Origin of the sequence: Shimwellia blattae DSM 4481 = NBRC 105725 (genome assembly GCF_000262305.1) — a bacterium.
Classification (GTDB): Bacteria; Pseudomonadota; Gammaproteobacteria; order Enterobacterales; family Enterobacteriaceae; genus Shimwellia; species Shimwellia blattae.
Window position 1 is genome coordinate 2,226,798 of the sequence record NC_017910.1, and the last position, 18,848, is coordinate 2,245,645.

The window sequence follows — 18,848 nt, forward strand, 5'->3', positions numbered from 1 at the left end:
AAAGCACTGAGCTAATGCAAACAAACCTATTGAGGAACAGCCACATGATTATTCTGGTAACGGGCGCAACAGCGGGCTTTGGCGAATGTATCACGCGCCGTTTTATTCAACAGGGCCATAAAGTCATCGCGACCGGGCGCCGTGAAGAGCGGCTTCAGGAGCTGAAAGACGAACTGGGTGACAATCTCTATATTGCTCAGCTGGATGTCCGTAACCGGGCGGCGATAGATACCATGCTGGCTACCCTGCCGGACGGCTGGAAAGCCATTGACGTGCTGGTTAATAATGCCGGGCTCGCCCTTGGGCTGGAGCCCGCCCATAAAGCCAGCGTGGAAGACTGGGAAAATATGATAGACACCAACAACAAAGGGCTGGTGTATATGACCCGCGCCGTATTACCGGGCATGGTAGAGCGCAACCGTGGCCATATTATTAATCTGGGCTCCACCGCTGGCTCCTGGCCGTATGCGGGCGGTAACGTCTATGGCGCGACCAAAGCCTTTGTGCGCCAGTTCAGCCTGAACCTGCGCACAGATCTGCACGGCACCGCCATCCGGGTGACCGATATTGAGCCGGGCCTGGTGGGCGGCACTGAGTTTTCTAATGTGCGCTTTAAAGGCGACGACGCGAAAGCCACAAATACCTATAAAGATACCAACGCCCTGACACCGGAAGATGTCACCGAAGCGGTCTGGTGGGTCGCCACCCTCCCGGTGCATGTGAATATTAACACCCTGGAGATGATGCCGGTCAGCCAGACATACGCCGGTTTGTCAGTACACCGCCAGAATTGATATTTGCGACCCGGCTCATGAGAGCCGGGTATAGCCGCGGGGTAAAACGCGGTATAATACTAAAGACTCTCTTTCACACAGAATAATGACATGGCCGTTGAGACTGTACTGAATCCCACCCAACCTGTTAATCAGCAAATTTATCGCATACTGCGCCACGATATTGTGCAGTGCCGCATCGCGCCGGGAACCTCCCTTTCGGAAAAAGAGATCTCGGTGCGTTTTAATGTTTCCCGCCAGCCCGTACGTGAGGCCTTTATCAAACTGGCTGAAAACGGCCTGATTCAGATCCGCCCCCAGCGCGGAAGTTACGTCACCAAAATCTCCATGCTTCAGGTACACAATGGCTGTTTCGTGCGTGAGGCTATTGAATGCGCGGTAGTGCGCCGCGCCGCACAGCGAATTAACGCCGGGCAGTGCTACTTACTGGAGCAAAACCTTCACCAGCAAAAAATGGCTATCGAGCACCAGCAGCAGGACGCATTCTTTGCCCTGGATGATGCCTTTCACCAGTCTCTGGCACAAATTGCCGACTGCCAGCTGGCCTGGGATACGGTGGAAAATATTAAATCGGCCATTGACCGGGTGCGCTATATGAGCCTGGATCATGTTTCGCCCCCGGAAATGCTGCTGAGCCAGCACCAGGATATTTACCAGGGGCTAAAAAGCCACGACGAAGAAGCCGCCGGTGCCGCAATGCACCGCCACCTGCATGAGATAAGCGACTCTATTTTGCTGATCCGCAAAGAAAACAGCGACTGGTTCGAAGACTGATCGCCAGAAATACAAACAGGCCACACTGTGGCCTGTTTGGATGTAGTACCAGAAGGGGGAAACATTGCCCCCTTCCTGCCTGCATTAGCTGAGGCGTTTTACCGTGGCCGCCACGGTTGCTTTAGCGCCATCGCGCAGCAGCTGCCCGTAAGCCGCCGTTACCGCCGCCACAAACTGGTCATTGTGCGGCAGTTCATTGCCGAAGATAGCCTCAATGCCCAGCAGCGCCGTTACCCGCCCGGCTCCCTGCTCACTCCCCGCAACAGCCGCGCTGATCTGCGCCAGTAAAGGATCGCTGACCACGATGTCCTGGCCCTGTTCATCCACCCCGCCCACATAGCGCATCCACCCGGCAATACCCAGCGCCAGCAGATCAAACGGCCGCTGATGTGCCAGATGCCAGCGCACGGAATCCAGCATACGCTGGGGCAGTTTCTGGCTGCCGTCCATGGCTATCTGCCAGGTGCGGTGCTTCAGGGCCGGGTTGCGGTAACGCTCAATGAGCGATTCGGCATACTTCTCCAGATCAACACCGCGCACAGACAGCGTTGGCGCCTGCTCCTGCAGCATCAGCATGCGGGCTGCCCGCAGGTAGTTCTCATCGGCCATGCAGTCATTAATATGTTCATAACCTGCCAGATAGCCAAGGTAGGCCAGAAATGAGTGGCTGCCGTTGAGCATCCGCAGTTTCATCTCTTCAAAAGGCACCACATCGCTGACCAGCTCTGCCCCGGCCTTCTCCCACGCGGGGCGCCCGGCGACAAAATTATCTTCAATCACCCACTGGCGGAACGGCTCACAGGCCACCGCCGCCGGATCGCGCACCCCGGTAAGTTGCTCAACCTGCGCCAGCGTTTCTGCGGTCACGGCAGGTACGATGCGATCCACCATCGTGGAGGGGAACGACACATGTTGCCCGATCCAGTCGGCCAGGTCGGCATCCAGCGCGCGGGCATAGCCGGTTATCACATTACGTGTCACCCGGCCATTTTCCGGCATGTTGTCGCAGGACATCACGCTAAAGGCTGCCAGGCCCGCTGCCTTGCGCCGGGCAAGTGCGGCGACAATAATCCCGGCCACAGAGCCCGGGTGGGTGGGATCCTGCAAGTCGGCCACGATCTGCGGATGATCCAGCTGCAGCTCACCGGTCGCCGGTGAGTGGTAATAGCCTTTCTCCGTGACGGTGAGTGACACAATCGCCACTTCCGGCTGGCTCATGGCCTGTAATACAGCCTCCAGCCCGTCACGCTGGGCGTGCAGCGCGTTGCACACCACCCCCACCACGCGCCCATGCCACTGGTCTGCCGACATTTCCGCCACGGTAAACAGCCGGTTTTGCTGTTGCAGATCGGCTATCTGCTGCTCCCCGCCAACGATATTCACCTCACAATAGCCCCAGTCGCTGGCGTGCTCTGCCGCCAGAATATCGCTATACACCGCCTGGTGCGCCCGGTGAAAGGCCCCGAAACCTAAATGCACCATGCGGGGAACCAGCGCCTCGCGGTCATAAGCTGGAATAATCGCTTTTGCGTTCAGTAAGTTGTGTTCCATAGTGTCGTTCTCAATGGGTTTGTGGTGGATATAGTGGCTATAGCTTACCGGGGACAACAAATTATTTATTGACCGGTTTATCTTTTCTGGACACTAGTATGGTAGTTAAATGTAACAAAATAAAACACAGCCCGGTCACCGCCAGCCAGATACCGGCGGTGACCGGCTGCCCGTCAGAGGCTGTGGCCCGGCAGCGCTTCGGCCTGGCGGGGCTGATCTGCCGCGTCGTCCGGATGGCTGAGATCCCGGTCACCCACTTCAGGCATCGCCAGCGCCGCAATTAACCCGATAACCGAATAGCAGATGATCATCACCGCAATGGGCCACCAGGCATCGGCCATGGTACAGAAGATCCCGGCCAGCACGGGGCCAAAACCAACGGCCACCAGCCCCCCCGCCTCTTTGGCTATTGCCATCCGGGTGAAGCGATCCCGGGAGCCGAACATTTCTGCCATGGTGATATTTTCCAGCGCAAACAGCCCCAGCACCGCCACATTATGAATAATCACCAGCGAGGTCATAATCGCCCCGGGGGAATAATCGTTGTCGACAATAATCGACAGCATGGGATACGCGAGGAGGATAGCTGAAATATTCAGAATAATATAAGGCCAGCGCCGCCCGTATTTATCAGATAACCAGCCCAGCAGCGGAATGGTAATAAACCCGAGCACAGAACTTATCATTAACGCATCGGTCGGTATCGATTTATCAAATAACAGTTGCTGAACCATATAACCGGCGAGGAATGTCTGGATCAGGCCGGAGTTTCCCGCCTGCCCGAAGCGCAAACCGGTCGCCAGCCAGAAAGAGCGGCTTTTAAACATGGCGCTGATATTCATCGCGGGTGGTGCGCTGGGTGCCTCACCCGGGGAGCCTTCATTAACCTGCTCAAAGACCGGGCTTTCTTTCAGGTTAAGCCGTAACCAGATGGCAAAAATCATCACCACGACACTTGCCAGGAACGGAATGCGCCACCCCCAGGCCACCAGCTCTTCGCGCTCCAGGCTGAAAAACATAATCGCCCAGATGGCCGTTGCGGTTAATGTGCCGCAGTTGGTGCCCATTGCCACCAGCGAGGAGATAATACCGCGCCGCCCCCGGGGGGCGTATTCCGCCAGCATCGTTCCTGCGCCGGAGATCTCCGCCCCGGCACCCAGCCCCTGGATAATACGCAGGGTCACCAGTAATAGCGGCGCAAAAATACCGATTTGGGCATACGTGGGCAATACGCCAATTAAGGTGGTGCAGATCCCCATCATGGTGATGGTAATAAACAGCACTTTTTTGCGCCCTACCCGGTCCCCCATGCGCCCGAAAATAAAGGCGCCCACTATTCTGGCAATATACCCGGCACCGTAAGTCCCCATCGCCAGAATTAACGCCAGCGCAGCCGACTGTTCAGGGAAGAATATTTCATGGAACACCAGCGCCGCGCCAAGAGAGTAAAGCTGGAAATCCATAAATTAGCGGGCTATTTTCACTAATCGTGGAATAGCCCGATTTAACCGGGGATTTATCATTGTTGTAGAGCAGGTAAATTTATCGAGCAGGTAATACCACCCAATAAGCACGGAGCTTTTTTGCCCCACCCATGCCCCATAGACCGTTACCCGACAGGAAAACGGTTGTACAGCGTAGACATACCTACCCCGACTTCGTCTGCAACATCCTGCCGGGTTGCTCCTGATTCCAGCATGGCTTTGCACTTCTTAACGACATCATCAGTCATGATTCGCTTGCCGCCACCGATTCGCCCACGGCTTCTTGCTACGGCCAGCCCAGCAAGGGTACGCTCACTATTGAGATCGGATTCGTACTGGGCAATATTGAGTATGTTGCGGAAATTATAGCGCCCTGATGCGGTACGCAAATCCACCCCATCAGTGATGCTGCGGAAATACCGCATCATCCCTGCGCTCACACGTCCCGCGATGCAAAAAGTTGGCAAAGCATGTAAACCGGTGAAAATACGTTTTGTCCCACTTTTGTCCCTCCTCCTATCACATAACACCGTTACATCCAGTTACAATACTCTCATTCTGTGTTAAACGAACTCCAATCCACCCACGGACATCCCAGCAACATACAACCATGCACAATACATAGATAAGTGAGGCGAGATGATGCAGTGGTAGGAAAATTTAGCGAGCAGGTAATATCACCACGTAAGCGTGGACTATTTATGCCCCACCCGTGACCCATGGGTGCCACATCACTTCACCACCAGAAAATCTGACAACCTGTTCGTACACCTCGGCGACAGCATTTCGCGTTTCATCTGCCAGGATTGTGCAATCCCCTGCCCGGAAAAATAAATTGTCCCTTTCCCCTCCCGGGTATTAAGTTTGTCGATCACGGACATCAGCTTATCGCTGTTGCATCGAGGCGCGAGATCGTCGAACAGGTTGAGCTGTGCCACTCCCTGGCTGTAAAAATCACCCAGCATCACCCCGGATTTTTGGTAGCGGTGCCCGTCATGCCAGATAGCATCGAGGCAATGCGTGTCTGCGGCGATGATATCGCGCACGGTGCGTTCAAGAACGACGTTGAAGTTCTTGCGGATAACATAGAGATCGGTGTCGGCCAGTTCCAGGACAGTCCTGATCCCCATCGCTTCCAGCTTTTTAGCAATCCATCGACCAATGCACCACACCTCACTCATCGGGAACAGTGACATGAGTTTTCGCTGCCTGGTGATATTTGAGAGATCCACCACGCCGCCGGTTTAATGAACTCCATGACAACCGCCATTTAAATACTGTTTATATATAAAGTAGTTTATTTGAAATAATGATCAATATGGGGTTGCAATATAATCGCAGAATAGATGGTTAATATAATATTATAGGTGACTTAAATTCAAGCCACCTATTTAATTTTAATACTAATATTAATTATGCTACGCGTCTAATTACAGGTATTTTTTTTATGACAAAAATCATTGCCGCTGAAATAGTAAATATAACAACTGTATTTATTATTGGTGATATTGCAGGATTTGACCATGATATCAAATCGTAATGCTGCAAAATATTTCTAACCATTATATGAGACAGGTAAATCCCAAAAGATAAACCACCCAATGCGTTTATAAATCCTGACAAGATAACTGATTTAATATTTGTTTTCATGAAAAATTTAAATACGCATATAGATGATATTATTACAAGAGGAGATGTATAGTTAAAGAACAACTCTGTTATCTTCTCTTGGTTATAGGATGCATATACATTCAAATACGCCACAATAGACACGCTTACTATAAATATCAAGAAGTATAAAAATGCTGGTAACTCCCTTACTTTTGACGCAAAATACAAAGTGATAGGGAAAACAATAAATTCAGCAATGCTAACATTGTACTGCCTGGAACCCCAAATAAAACTAGAGTCATATCCCATTGCAGTTAAGCATGTCGCTGAAAATGGAATTAAAGTAACATATACCAGTATGGACACTCCTATTATAGGCTTACCGGAATCATTGGATTTAATAAAGTACGTCTTAATTAAAGGCAAAAGTATCACATACCCGATAAATGCAGGAATGAACCAAAGATGAGTGCTTGTTTTATTGAAAATAATAGCTTTTACATAATCAAATAAACCATGCGAGCCAGAATAATCACCATAGTAAAAATACACGCCAGACCAGAATAAAAACGGAATAAATAATTTTTTAACTCTTTTTGTAATGTCATACGACCCATTGCTGTTTAAACACAAATGAGCCGTAACCATGAAAAACACAGGCACAGAGAATCTTGAAGATGCGTAATATATGTTATTTACAAGCCAATATTTAGAGTGATTTTCAAATAACTCATTGCTATAAAAAAATGGAGATGAAAGATGTATAAATAAAACACAAAATATCGCTATGCATCTTAGTAACTCAATATTTACATTGCGTGAATTTTTCACGAGTATGGTTTTGCTTATGTTGTCTGACATGGTTCATCGTAAGTTTTTTGTAAGGGTAGTTGTTTTTTATCACACTTTTTATGATGTTTCTAATGTTTTAGGTAGCTACGCGCCATTTCTGCGGCGCGTAGCTCACTCATTAAACTGGCGTCTGATTCAGATTCGCACTTGCGATTACGCTACTTGAGAAATGGATGCCAGCACCCACACACCTGAATGAAGTAGGAAGTGTCGCATTAACTCTTCTGACAGCCATGCCACCACCAGTCAACCCTCCTAATATGGTCACGTAAGATGGAGTTGCCGTTATATCCTCGAAAACTATAGTGGTTGAGTCAACCTTGCTTATAACTGAAAACTTACCTCCAGCATTTAAATAATTGTATTGCGCATCAGTTATTGCCGTTGTCTGGGTTGATAGACCATTAACTCCATTAATCTGAGTTCTTGCTAAATATGCTCCTACGCTTCCTGTAAAATCGACTATCAAATATTGTGAGCGTGAAGGCTTATATCTCATGACAACGGAAAAATTGCTTAAAGGGTTAACTAAATCAAAAGTCGCCGTCTGCACTACTGAACCTTTTCCACACTGATAATAATCTGGAGCCTCATCCATATAAGATCTCCCTGCTATCGTCAAAGCTGCAGGGTATTGAATCATTGGTGCTTGGCCATCTAATGACATGATGCTGCCAGATACAAAATTACTAACTCCTGCCATATTACGGCTAAATCCCAATCCTTTTGCAGAATTGAAATATAACATTGGCAATGCTACATAAGTAGCAGCATTGGCATGTATTACTTCAAAAATGTTAAGCCCACGCTTTAATCTGGCAATATGACAAGTACGATAGTCATACCCTGCAGATCCCACAACAGGCTCAATTTCTGTTCCAATAGATGCTATGCATGATGGATCTGTAGCCGCATCCGATCTTATTTGATGAGAAAGGCGGCAGATTATGCTTTTAGTGGTTCCCGTTGGATAGATGCTTGGAGTTACATAGAATGTACTCAAATCAATAGATTGGTCAGCATCCGACCAAATCATAAAGCGAATATAAATGGCTTTATTCAGACTTGAGTAGGGCCACCAAACATATTTGGCAGTCATGTTGTTTGTATCAGAATCGGTTGATCCTGGAATACTTTCAGGATTGCTTGTTGCAGATGTAGGACTACCAATATCTCCATCAGATGTCTCAACAATAAATTTATCATGAGTGACTGGGAGAAATTTAGTATCTTCTATCGCTTCAATAAATCTCTGCTTAGAGAAAATATAGGCACAATATCCCCCCATCCGATAGTGGGTGGCCTGTGCTGGATGAGTAACGTCCCATACAGTGTTTCGCATGCTAATTGCATCCCCACCATTTCCTCCCACACCAATGTTATTCATGCTATCATCAATAGCACTGCTAATATCTAAATACTCTACTAAATTATATTTATCATGTAGCGTAGCCTTCACTGAATGCTCTACTTCAGACCGGCCAATATGCGCCATTGGCATCCCAACAATGGCTACCGTGGAACCATATCCCCAACACTTACGAATAAATTTGTCGTACAAGTCAATGAGTGTCTCTTGAGTAAATGTTTGTATGGCATCGTTCTCACCCATTGATATCAGAACAACATCAGGCATAGTTTTACCGTATGCGGCGTTTTGGAAAAATCCATAATCAAGATTTCTATACGCCCATCCATCAACGAATGCTGCTCCTGCGTGGGCTGCGTTGTATCCATTTAGATACGTGAATTTATTAACAAATCCAAAATATGACATCCCGATGGTTTCTATGAACCATCTAAACCAACTATTACTACCACCGTTCATCATGTGGTTATAGTTAGTACTGCTCAAATTATTTGTTGATGGATCATATGGGTTTGCGGTGTATCCGATTGTGTTAACACCGTCAGTAATACTATCGCCAATTACACCAATTGAACATGCGGTCTTGCGAAATGCAGATGAGTTCACTCGCATTCGCGGAGTATCCGCAGGTCCATTTATTGCTAAATTAACATCAAATACATGTTCAGTTCCCCATTTGTCTCTAGTTAACACCTTACCATCGCCTACAAACTTTCTTATATCATCTGTTGGCAAAAGATTGCATCTAACAGAGACTTCTTTTGGGACGAAAACCTTTGTGCTTTGTGAGAATATGACCATACGATTATCTTCATTTAAATCTTGGCATATATCTGTAACCAGCACATAGCTATCCGTTAATGAATCAAGATAATTGCTAACATTGCTAGTTTTATACCCAATAAGCGAAGACCCACTAGGTAAAGACAGCTGTTCCTTAAACTGGTCTGGATCGTACTTAATGATATTAGGGTAATAGAACTGCTGTGTTCCATAAGCATCATACACAGCCATGCTATGCCCCTTCACGGTGACAAACTTAGAAACCTGACCATTGTATACAGGATATCCTCCAGCATTAATGATAATAGGCTGGGGCACGGGAACCAGAGATCCATCTTCGTTTTCAATGTACACCTGAATTTGATTGTCTGGGTTCACTGGATCGGTATCAATCTGACCAATATAAATTTTCCCATTGGCATTGGCCTTGAACTGACGAGCAAGCGTAAACAGCTGGCTCGGCATGCTTACGACAACATTGGCGGAAATATCTGGCATTTACTATGCTCCAGGCGCAGCAAAACCGCACAAGGCAAAGCATGTGCAGCGTTACGTTAGTTAAATTATTCTTCGGTTCTATTCATGCCACTAATCGTGGCCACAAAACCTGCTCTCGAGAGTCGATTAAATTCTTCGCCACCAACCGCGTCACGGATTGCTTTCACGGCAGCTCTATTAGCAATAAATCGACGTTCGGCTGCGGATAACGCCTCTTTGCTTGCTCCAGCTCTAGTGGCCTTAGTCGCTTCCTGAATGGCTTTTTCAATGGCGTAACGACCACTTTTGGTGGATGACAATTTAGTGATTGCTCCCTTTGCCACTGCATCCGCTGCGCCGCCAATGGCTCCCCCCGCAATGGCCCCGACCATCCCTCCACCTGAGAATCCGCCAATAGTACCGGCAGTGCGGAACGCGCCAGACAGCGCGCTTTCCATGACAGGGTGGAGACCTTGCTCAAGAGCGTTTAATGCAGGGATTGATCTCCCGGTATGTTCAACATATCTTAGGGGTTCTGTAGCTGAACGAGCCAGTTCTCCATATGCCTCTGCTAGCTTTCCGAGATCTTTAGAATGCTTGCTGATTGCCGCAACGTTCTGCGGGGTGAGGATTGATGCTATATGAGAAATTCCGGCTGCCTCAGATTTACCTCCACGCACACCCTGAGACATTGCATCCTGAAGAATTGATGCGATCGCCGGTGCTCTTTCTGCTTCCGGTAGAGACCCAATCATCTGGTTGAATTTTCCAGTGCCGCTCTTCGCTGAGTTCTGCAATGCTCTCACGCCGTTTGTGACCAGCGAATCCGTTGCGAGGTCTTTACCTAGCGCTGTCTCTGCCTGCTTTTGCGCCGCAAATCTGGCTTTTGATAATTCATTGGCATTGGTCCACTGATCAATGAAGTCGCCCTTCTGCGCCATTAGCCTCATGTCTTCAGTGGCTGCATCGCGCAACTCACCCATACGGCGAGCCATATTAGCCTCTCCAGATCTGATGTATTTTTGCTCCGCGTCAGCAAGTTTACCGCGCCATGCTTTCATAGCATCGAACGTGATGCCGTCTTTGCCGGCCTTATTGTATGCAGCAGCGAATTGCTTCATCTCAGGTGTTAGCGGCATTCCGGCGTCAATATCGCCCTGGATGGTGGCATTGGTGTTTGACATGCGAGCCTTCGCTTCTGGCATTGTAGAGCGCACATTATCCCATGCAGCCTTCTCCAAAGACTTCATGCTGTCAATTCCAGACAGAACCCTCTGTTTTATTGCTCCGCTCTTCTCTGCTGCGCTTCCGGCTTCAGCACCTAAATCGTCAAGTGCTGAGTTGAACTTACTCTGTATTTCGCTAAATGCTTTGGCGTGAGCATCCTGTGTGACACCTGGTTTTGATGCCAGAATTCCCTCTGCCTGTGCGACTCCGCGACTTCCAGACCTCATTCCAGGGGTTAATGCATTAATATCGACCCCTGTAGCCTCAGCCGCCCTTGCTACATCATCAGAAACATTAGCGGCTTGCTGTGAGATAACTTCTCTACCAGTTCCAGTTTTAGCTAGTCTTGATACATCATCGGCTGAACTTACCGCTGCTGATCCCAGAGTTTGAGTAGCCCGGGGCTTAATCAATTTTCCCACCCCGGAAAGAACGCCCTGTGCCCCAAGGTTAAGCGCCGCATTAACTGCAGCATTCTGTGCAAAATCACCTTGTTGGTTGGCTGCATCAGCAAGTGATCCGATTGCCATGTTACCGGCTACTCCAGCACCAGGGACAAGATATCCACCAATAGCCTCCCCTGCCTGAGCATATGGGTCTGTTGGCCTGTCCACTGGACGGTATACGTCATCCAGCACCTTAGGGACACCAAGCCCCTGGCCGATTGCGTTAATCAGGCTTGCGCCGCCCTGAAGTACGTCAAATGGAATGTTTACCAGGCCGCGAGCAGCCTGCTCTGCGCTGTCCATAAAGCTAGGTGACTCTTGTGGTTGTTGCTGTTCCTTGGATTCTGAAGGTGATGCTCCCTGCGCTTCAATCTGAGCAAACGGGTTGCTCGGATCATCCTGCATATGCGGCTCAACTGGATTTCCTGTTGACTGAGCTTCAATCTGAGCGAATGGGTTATCAGGGTCCTGCTGCAAATGCACCTTTGCTCGGGCTAACGTAGCTCGCTGCGGCGCGGTATCATCAGTAGTTGGATTCCCACCCGTCCATTCATCAAAGCGCTTGTCAACATACTGTCGCCCTTCTGGGCCGGGCTGATATTGTCCTTTCAATGCTTTCTCCATATTCCCCGGGCCGTCATGATAAGCCTGTAATGCATCCCGCCAGTTACCGAATCGCTGATACATCTTAGCCAGGTAACGCGCCCCGGCATCAGCCTGATATTCAGGATTTTGCATTTGTTCGTCGGTATAACCCATTCCACGATACGTCGCGGGCATTACTTGCGTAAGACCGGTTGCCCCGGCCCTGCTGACTGCGTTCGGGTTATGACTCGACTCTTTAGAGGATAGAGCTGTCATTAACCCGCCCGGGATACCGTGACGAGCGCCAGCCTGTTCCAGAAGCTCTCTATAATTTGCCATTTAGCCTCCGATGGAAGGGAGATATCCGTAACGGTTGATAAAGTCAGTGGATAATTCAGGATGCTGTTTCAGATAGTCTATTGACTGTTGTGGGGCCTCAACACGTTTGATACCGTTCTGCTGAACGTACTTACTCACAGCATCACTACGCTTCTGGTTATACATATCCATGATGACTTTGCCGTTTCTGCGGAAAGATGCCTCGCTCTGAGAGTTCTGCAGTGAACCAACAGCAGCATCCAGCTTTTTACCCTCCGCATCAGAAAGCGCCCCCATCCCTTTCATAGCTTGTACTGCTGACAGATAAGCCTGAGATTTAAAAGTATCAAGGCGCGCCTGAGTGTTTGCAGCAGCACCACCAGGAATATTTGGAGCAATTCCTTTGATACCTGTAATACCTCCGACATCTCCATTCAGTACGTCGTTTAGCGTACCCATACTGGTAGTAAGTGTGTTGATGCTGTCCCGATATCCAGTGTTTAGCGCGTCCTGCTTTTGCTGTAAATCGCGATTATTGGCGTCAATACGCTGCTGAATCTCTGAACGTTTCAGATCGTTTGTTTCCTGCTGCATTTGACGGTCTAACCGTTTGTTCTCAAGATTTATACGGTTAGTCTCTCTGTCCAGAACTATGCGTTGTTGACCTAAATTTGCCTGAATATCCTGACCACGCATCTGTACCGCGTTATTCTGCGCTGCGGTTTGCTGCCCGATGTCCTGACCACGCATCGTCACAGCACGGCCAGCCTGTTTATCCTGTACGTCAAACATCCTGTCAGGACCAACGGCACCAAGAGCCATAGTCGTAGTCAGGTGAGACAACTGCTCCGGATTGCTGATGCCAGTCTGTAGCATCCATGCAGGATCAGCACCAACACGCTTTAACCGGTCGCTATTATCGGTAACAAATTTACTGTATGCCTCAGGCCCCTGAGCCAGCGCAGTATTGGTCTGCATTGCCAGTTTCCCCAGGTCAGCGCGCTGCTGCTCATTTAGACCGGAAACAGCCTTCTGTGCTTTTGAAACGAATGCGGGATTAGCCTGAGCAAACTGGATTAACCCGGAGTTATCTCCGGTAGCCCATGCGTTAGCGTGAGCCTGATCAAATGCATTCTGTGCTTGCTGTTGCTGGTCCTGCTGATACATACCGGCAATACCTAACAGACCGTTGAGTGCCTGTAGCCCGATGTTATTACCGCCTGCTCGGGCAAATTCGTTGTTATCCCGAATCAACCCCAGTGCGACACGGTTATCACTCGCGCTGGGAGCATTTTCATTCTGCCTGCCAATTCCTGACAGAAAACTACCGCCGTTACCTTCCTGCCACGTTGCCATGATTACCTCTTAAAACAGTGAGCCAAGCAATCCAAGTCCGCCACCAATTGCAGTTCCTAACCCTGGCCCACCAAACATTGAACCGATAGCCATTCCAGCTTGAGCGCCTCCAAGGCCGCCAGTAATTGCACTCTGTAAACCTGATGGCCGATTTGCATTGGCCGCCGCCAGATCGGCACTTTGCTGCGACAATTGCCCCATATTGTTGGCGTAGTTCTGACCGGCATTGGCCTGCCCCTGTAAAGCACCGAGGCCGATATTTGCCAGGTTGTTATAGTTTTGCATTTGGCCTGATAGCCAGTTCTGCCCGAGAGTTGGAGCAATGGAGGCCAGTTGGTTACTGGTGGCCGTGGAGCCGAGTCCGCCAGTGGCCTCTGCTGCGTTCAGGTTCTGGTAGCGAGCCTGGTTGGCGAGGTCTTTGTACTGGCCTGAGTTGTAGAAGCTATTGAGCGCAGACTGCTGGCCATCGAGTGTCGAAAGGCCCTGAAGCTGGCTGATGTACTGTTGCGCCAGTGGCGTAAACGGAGCCAGGTTGTCCATAATGCGATTGAACTGCTCGTTCTGAAGATCAGCAGAGTATTTCGTAGCATCAGCAGCCGCGTTAGCTGCTTTGTTCGATCCACCTTTTCCGCCGCCTTTTGCAGGACATAATGGCTCCTCGCCGCGCAGTTTCCTGCCCAGCGTAAATGCATAGAACATGATTAATTCCTCTGTAGATAGGCTTCTAAATCTTCACGGGTTGCGGCGTAAAAAGTTACGTCATCCACGCCTTTGAAATATTTTCTGATGGTTCCCACGCGCTGTAGGCCGACCATCACGCAGTAAATCTGACCATGCCTGAATTTGCGCGCCGCAAACGATGTAACGCATTGCACGTTAGTCGTGGACAGAATGTGCCTCCAGAATGCCAGGCCAATATCTTTGCTGAAACCACGGGCATCAGGCAGGTACATTGCATGGCATTCGAATGTTAAAGGTTCAATTTCACGGTAATAGACAATGCCACCGAATTGACCATGAACGCTAACTTCGAAGTAGCAGCAAGATGGGTCATAGTCGTAGCCATCGCCGTTATTACTGCCTGCGATGATTGCAGGATGATTTCCAACTGCCTCGATCAGGTCAATATTCCGCGTTTTAGTGAATTTAATCATGCGATTAAACCGTGAATTCTCGCCATCTGTTCAAGCGCAAGAATCCTCTGACATGAAGCAGTGAGCGCGTCAGCAATAGCCTTCACTTCTGCCTGAGTTGGTGGATTGCTGACAGCGAAAGTCTGGTCAGCGTTGAATGCGGCAAGATTTGGTGTGCCAGCCCCCGCAGTCCATCCAGTTTGCTGCGGGCCGACCACCTTAGTGCCATCAACAGAAAGATACCCGGCAACATCAAGAGCGCCAGATAATGACTGCTCCGCAGTATCGGATGTCGATACGTAATCACCCTGAATTGCAGCAACATCGCTCTGCAATGCTGATACGTCTGTCTGCAATGCTGATACATCACTTTCAACAGATTTCACGCGCCCATCCAGAGCGGAAATATTCTCTTCTGCATTGGTGATTCGCGTTTCATGATTGCCAAGTTCGGCCTCTGCGGCAGTCAGGCGCGATGCATGGTCTGCAAGTTCGATATCCTGCTCGTCGTTCCTCACCTGCGCATCATACGCCCCGCCTCCTGCGTCATTTGCCTTCTGAGCTACCTTCGTTGCATCACTCGTCTGTTCCAGAACATATTGCCGGTAAGCCGGAGAAAATGCCGTTGGCAGCGATGAAGCCATGACGCCAACAGCCTGTAACACTACAGGTTCATTCAGTGAGTTATCTGCCATTTTATTCAACCCTAATCTGACAACCAGACAGCGTTACCGGAGATTTAGTGATTACCCGAATCTTGAATGCCAGGTTCTTGCGAATGCGTCCAACCCGACTCCAGAGCACGCGGCGGCTGTATACGAATGGCTTATTGTGGTCAATCATCTGCTCCCGGCCGTAGTTGATACCGTCATCAGTAGCGGATATGAATAACCGGTCAGCAATTTGGGCAACGCCAGTCGATGCTTCAAGCTCGAAATCGAAACATCTGGCATTGTCAGCCTTGAAATACGGCGTGAATAAAAGGAACTCCTGCTGTTTATCATACTGGCTGCTGATATCAGTGCGCAGAGTGCCTGTAACAGCCTCCCCCTTGTCGCCGCAGGTAATGGCATTGTCTTCGTATATAAAATCAATGCCGCGATAAACATCATCGTACAGGCCTGTCTTCAGCACAGCCCACTGAGGTCCATTCTGGCTCGCTGCTGCGTCATAAACGAGGACGTGATTCGTCAAGTGGATAATCAGCAATTCATGAGCATCAAAACGCAGTGTTTCCATTACTGCATTGCTTAACTGCTCTGCTGTGTACCCTCTGATAATCTTCTCAATGTACGCAGTCGCTATCGGCGACGTCTGGCCGGATGCAACGATATAGACCGATGGCGCGCCGGTAGCCGGATGACTGATGATTGCGAAGTTATCCATGAATGGCGTCTTGCAGAACGTACCGGCAATTCCTTTCTGGACCATATAGCTGGGATTGACGACATACAGAGCAGCACCGGCCGTAGTTGCACCGGTCAGGGTGAAATACTCAATTGTCGATGTGCCAAACGTGACAATGTAGTCATGCCATACACCCATACCAATAATTCCATCGGGCTGTGATTCAGCCCGGTATTCAGCACTGTATCTGTCTGGATGCGACTCATCCTCAATGTCAGAAATGAAAAAGGAATCTGTACCTTCTTTGCTCCAGGCATAGCGGCCACGCACTCGCACAACATCCCGGGCTGAGCCAAGCTCATACTGCGCGTATCCGGTACTGCTGTCCCAGTTCGCAATCGTGTTAATTCCACCGTCATAACGATACTCGACAACATTTCCGCCAGTGATCAGCGCCTGGCTGGTTCGACTGTGCGCCATTGGCGTCCTGGCGCTTCCGGTGACATTTGCCACCTCTGTAGTGCCGCGATACAGTTTCCCGCCGCATACTCGATACACAGCATTCTGAGACGTGTTGAACTGAACGCCACGCGATATACCAGCAACCTCGCTACGCTTCTCTATGCCTGGAAAGGAGCGCAAATAGCCACTACTGTTGAGTATCTCTTTGGGAGTAGCCAGAAGATTAACGGGCAGGAAGTCTATATAGTCGGCGTCTTTCGCGCTTTTGCCGTTTCCGCGCATCAATGGGAGTTGCTGAATAGGCATTATTCACCCTATGGATTAGGCACATCGCCATCTATCGGTGGTAAGTCGCCAAGGTAATAGCGATCTGCTGTGTATAAGTCGTACTTATTGCCCTGACCAACTGGAAAGTCACCTCGGCGGCGCATTGATGGAACAATCAGCGTATCGGTGAGCAGCGCGTCGTATGAACGCTGTGCATTTATCAGCACTCCAGAAGAAGGTTCAAGGTTGTAATCTGAAAGGATGCGCAACATCAGCTGATAACCGACAGCCTGCATGTATTTCCGAGGCAATCCTGAATCATCATCGGGTAAAGGTTCTTCGCCATCTGCCGCAAACAGGTAGCCGATATCGCCAGGATTAATCTGCCACTCGTACATCATATTTTCGAGGTCTTGAATGGCGTCCTCAACTGACTGAGGCTCAACGTCTGTAAGTGATGCATTTGATGCAATTGCTGGCTTTCTAAGGGCGAAAAGTACGATGTCACCCTTTGTCAGAGTCGTTGCCATTTTCTGCCGCCTTACGTCCGCGCTTGGTTGCTGGCTTGAGGTCGTCTACTGATGCAACGAAACCTAGCTTTTCGTAAATCGGGAAGTCTTTTTCTGCGATAACTGCCTGTACATGCCCAGCTTCGTTATCTGCGGTAAGGAACACGCTCATGCGATCCATGTTATCTCCTCAAAAAGTAAGGGGCCGAAGCCCCTTGTGATTACGGATTACCGAAGAACTGTCCACCCATATGTGGGTTGAAGCACACATAGGCTGGCAACAGGTCGAAACGCATTTTCTGCACGTTGGCGTCACCGTCCGAGTATTTGTGAACACGGATAGAGAAACCTTCGTAAGTAGCAACGGCTGAGTCGATGCTATTCAGTTTGGGAAGTGGGATGGTGCCCAGGCCGCAGAAGAACTTGTTATAGAACAGATTCGGCTTCATTGTCTGACCTGCAGTACCGATGACGGTTACTTCATCTCCTGCATCTACCTGATGGCTTACTGCATTGTACTGCGAGTTAGTGGTGTCATAAATCGGCACGCCAGACAGCGTTACAGTAACTGCGCCACCTGCGGTGGAGTTGGCGTCAGACAGAACCGTTGCAGTGAAGCTAATCGGTGCGGAACCATTATACAGAACCTGCTTAGATTGCTGCTGCAGCCAGTAGGTGTTAGTGAACTTAATCTGATCGCCTGCTTTCAGGAAGCCGGTAACAGAAGCAGTTGCGCCAGTCAGCGTTACAGTGAACTGATAGGTATCTTTCACTGCGTTATAGGTTACTGTAGGTGCAGTCTGCACTGTCAGAGTGCCACCAAATGCGCCTTGAGTGCGAGATGCCAGACCGTTAGACATCAGAGCGCGGATGCCGCCGAAGTTTCCTGAAATCTGCGCATCTTCCCATGCTGAGCGAATCAGTTGATCGCTTCCGTGCAAGCCTGATTGAGCATCAGCAAGGCGCTGAGCTGACCACGGGTCCATTACGGCGTAGTTTTCCCCAGTCTTGATGCCGAGGTCTTTCATGAATGAACCGGTCTGCGCCACGTCTGACCATTTGTTAATTGGAGTGTTAGGACTCCCCAATGACAATGCACCATTGCTCATCATGAACTGAGCAAGCTCAGTCTCTAGGTCGGTGACAATTCGCTCGCGGACTGGCTGAAGGATTTCGTCCAACTGGTTCAGCTTAATGGCTTCTTCCAGTTGACCATATTCAACGGCAACGGTGATGTAGTTACCTACACGCCCGGTTGCTTTGCCGGATATCAGGTTGTTCTTTGCCTGACCGGAAATGTCACCGGTTTCGGTTCGCTTTGATGCGAACTGATGCGGACGCTTGAAGCTGACGCTATCACCGGTGCTGGAGTTGATTTCACCTGCCAGCAGTTGGCGGTCTACGGTTTTAGCGAGAACCAGGTCGGACATGAAGCCCGGCAGGAATTTTTTCAGAACGATTTGACTGACGTTACTGTCGAGATTGTTAGTAGCCATTTAGCAG

General features: G+C 49.5%; 14 protein-coding genes and 3 pseudogenes. 2 read left to right on the forward strand and 15 right to left on the reverse strand.

Annotation, left to right across the window (positions count from 1 at the left end; translation table 11 throughout):
- Window positions 1–44 precede the first annotated feature (44 nt).
- Window positions 45–794, forward strand: a complete 750-nt coding sequence (gene ydfG, locus EBL_RS10410) for a bifunctional NADP-dependent 3-hydroxy acid dehydrogenase/3-hydroxypropionate dehydrogenase YdfG (protein WP_002443509.1) — start codon at window positions 45–47, stop codon at window positions 792–794.
- 90 nt (window positions 795–884) lie between these two features.
- Complete coding sequence (locus EBL_RS10415; RefSeq protein ID WP_002443507.1) at window positions 885–1,568, forward strand: GntR family transcriptional regulator; 684 nt, start codon at window positions 885–887, stop codon at window positions 1,566–1,568.
- A gap of 84 nt (window positions 1,569–1,652) precedes the next feature.
- On the opposite strand, the gene EBL_RS10420 is transcribed toward EBL_RS10415, so the two are convergent.
- The 15 genes and pseudogenes from EBL_RS10420 to EBL_RS10485 form a co-directional block, all read right to left on the reverse strand.
- Window positions 1,653–3,119 carry a mannitol dehydrogenase family protein gene (locus tag EBL_RS10420; protein WP_002443504.1) on the reverse strand — a complete coding sequence of 489 codons (1,467 nt, stop codon included), beginning with the start codon at window positions 3,117–3,119 and terminating at the stop codon, window positions 1,653–1,655.
- Between the two features lie 173 nt (window positions 3,120–3,292).
- Window positions 3,293–4,585 (reverse strand): annotated as a pseudogene (locus tag EBL_RS10425) (MFS transporter); the annotation flags it as partial.
- Between the two features lie 143 nt (window positions 4,586–4,728).
- Window positions 4,729–5,019 (reverse strand): annotated as a pseudogene (locus EBL_RS10430) (recombinase family protein); the annotation flags it as partial.
- Between the two features lie 315 nt (window positions 5,020–5,334).
- Window positions 5,335–5,847, reverse strand: a pseudogene (locus EBL_RS10435) (DUF4113 domain-containing protein); the annotation flags it as partial.
- 169 nt (window positions 5,848–6,016) lie between these two features.
- Window positions 6,017–7,075: an acyltransferase gene (locus tag EBL_RS19935; protein WP_002443495.1), complete on the reverse strand. Its 1,059-nt coding sequence runs from the start codon at window positions 7,073–7,075 to the stop codon at window positions 6,017–6,019.
- A gap of 109 nt (window positions 7,076–7,184) precedes the next feature.
- Window positions 7,185–9,716 (reverse strand): phage tailspike protein, encoded by a 2,532-nt coding sequence (locus EBL_RS19940; protein WP_002443493.1) that lies wholly within the window; start codon window positions 9,714–9,716, stop codon window positions 7,185–7,187.
- Window positions 9,717–9,781: 65 nt separating this feature from the next.
- Entirely contained in the window at window positions 9,782–12,292 is a 2,511-nt protein-coding gene (locus EBL_RS10445; protein ID WP_002443490.1) for a lytic transglycosylase domain-containing protein, read from the reverse strand.
- A complete protein-coding gene (locus tag EBL_RS10450; RefSeq protein ID WP_002443488.1) occupies window positions 12,293–13,627 on the reverse strand; it encodes a DNA transfer protein in 1,335 nt (444 codons plus the stop codon).
- A gap of 9 nt (window positions 13,628–13,636) precedes the next feature.
- The gene (locus EBL_RS10455; protein WP_002443486.1) at window positions 13,637–14,326 is read right to left on the reverse strand and encodes a hypothetical protein; all 690 of its coding nucleotides are present in this window, start codon (window positions 14,324–14,326) and stop codon (window positions 13,637–13,639) included.
- 2 nt (window positions 14,327–14,328) lie between these two features.
- Entirely contained in the window at window positions 14,329–14,781 is a 453-nt protein-coding gene (locus tag EBL_RS10460; protein WP_002443484.1) for a DUF2824 family protein, read from the reverse strand.
- Complete coding sequence (locus EBL_RS10465; protein WP_002443482.1) at window positions 14,778–15,455, reverse strand: coiled-coil domain-containing protein; 678 nt, start codon at window positions 15,453–15,455, stop codon at window positions 14,778–14,780. The genes EBL_RS10460 and EBL_RS10465 overlap by 4 nt, the downstream gene beginning before the upstream one ends.
- Window position 15,456: 1 nt before the next feature.
- Complete coding sequence (locus EBL_RS10470) at window positions 15,457–16,875, reverse strand: packaged DNA stabilization protein gp10 (RefSeq protein WP_002443480.1); 1,419 nt, start codon at window positions 16,873–16,875, stop codon at window positions 15,457–15,459.
- Between the two features lie 8 nt (window positions 16,876–16,883).
- Window positions 16,884–17,366: a packaged DNA stabilization gp4 family protein gene (locus EBL_RS10475; protein ID WP_002443478.1), complete on the reverse strand. Its 483-nt coding sequence runs from the start codon at window positions 17,364–17,366 to the stop codon at window positions 16,884–16,886.
- Entirely contained in the window at window positions 17,341–17,526 is a 186-nt protein-coding gene (locus EBL_RS10480) for a hypothetical protein (RefSeq protein WP_002443475.1), read from the reverse strand. The genes EBL_RS10475 and EBL_RS10480 overlap by 26 nt, the downstream gene beginning before the upstream one ends.
- A 40-nt stretch (window positions 17,527–17,566) precedes the next feature.
- Window positions 17,567–18,841: a P22 phage gp5 family major capsid protein gene (locus tag EBL_RS10485; protein ID WP_002443474.1), complete on the reverse strand. Its 1,275-nt coding sequence runs from the start codon at window positions 18,839–18,841 to the stop codon at window positions 17,567–17,569.
- Window positions 18,842–18,848: the final 7 nt, after the last annotated feature.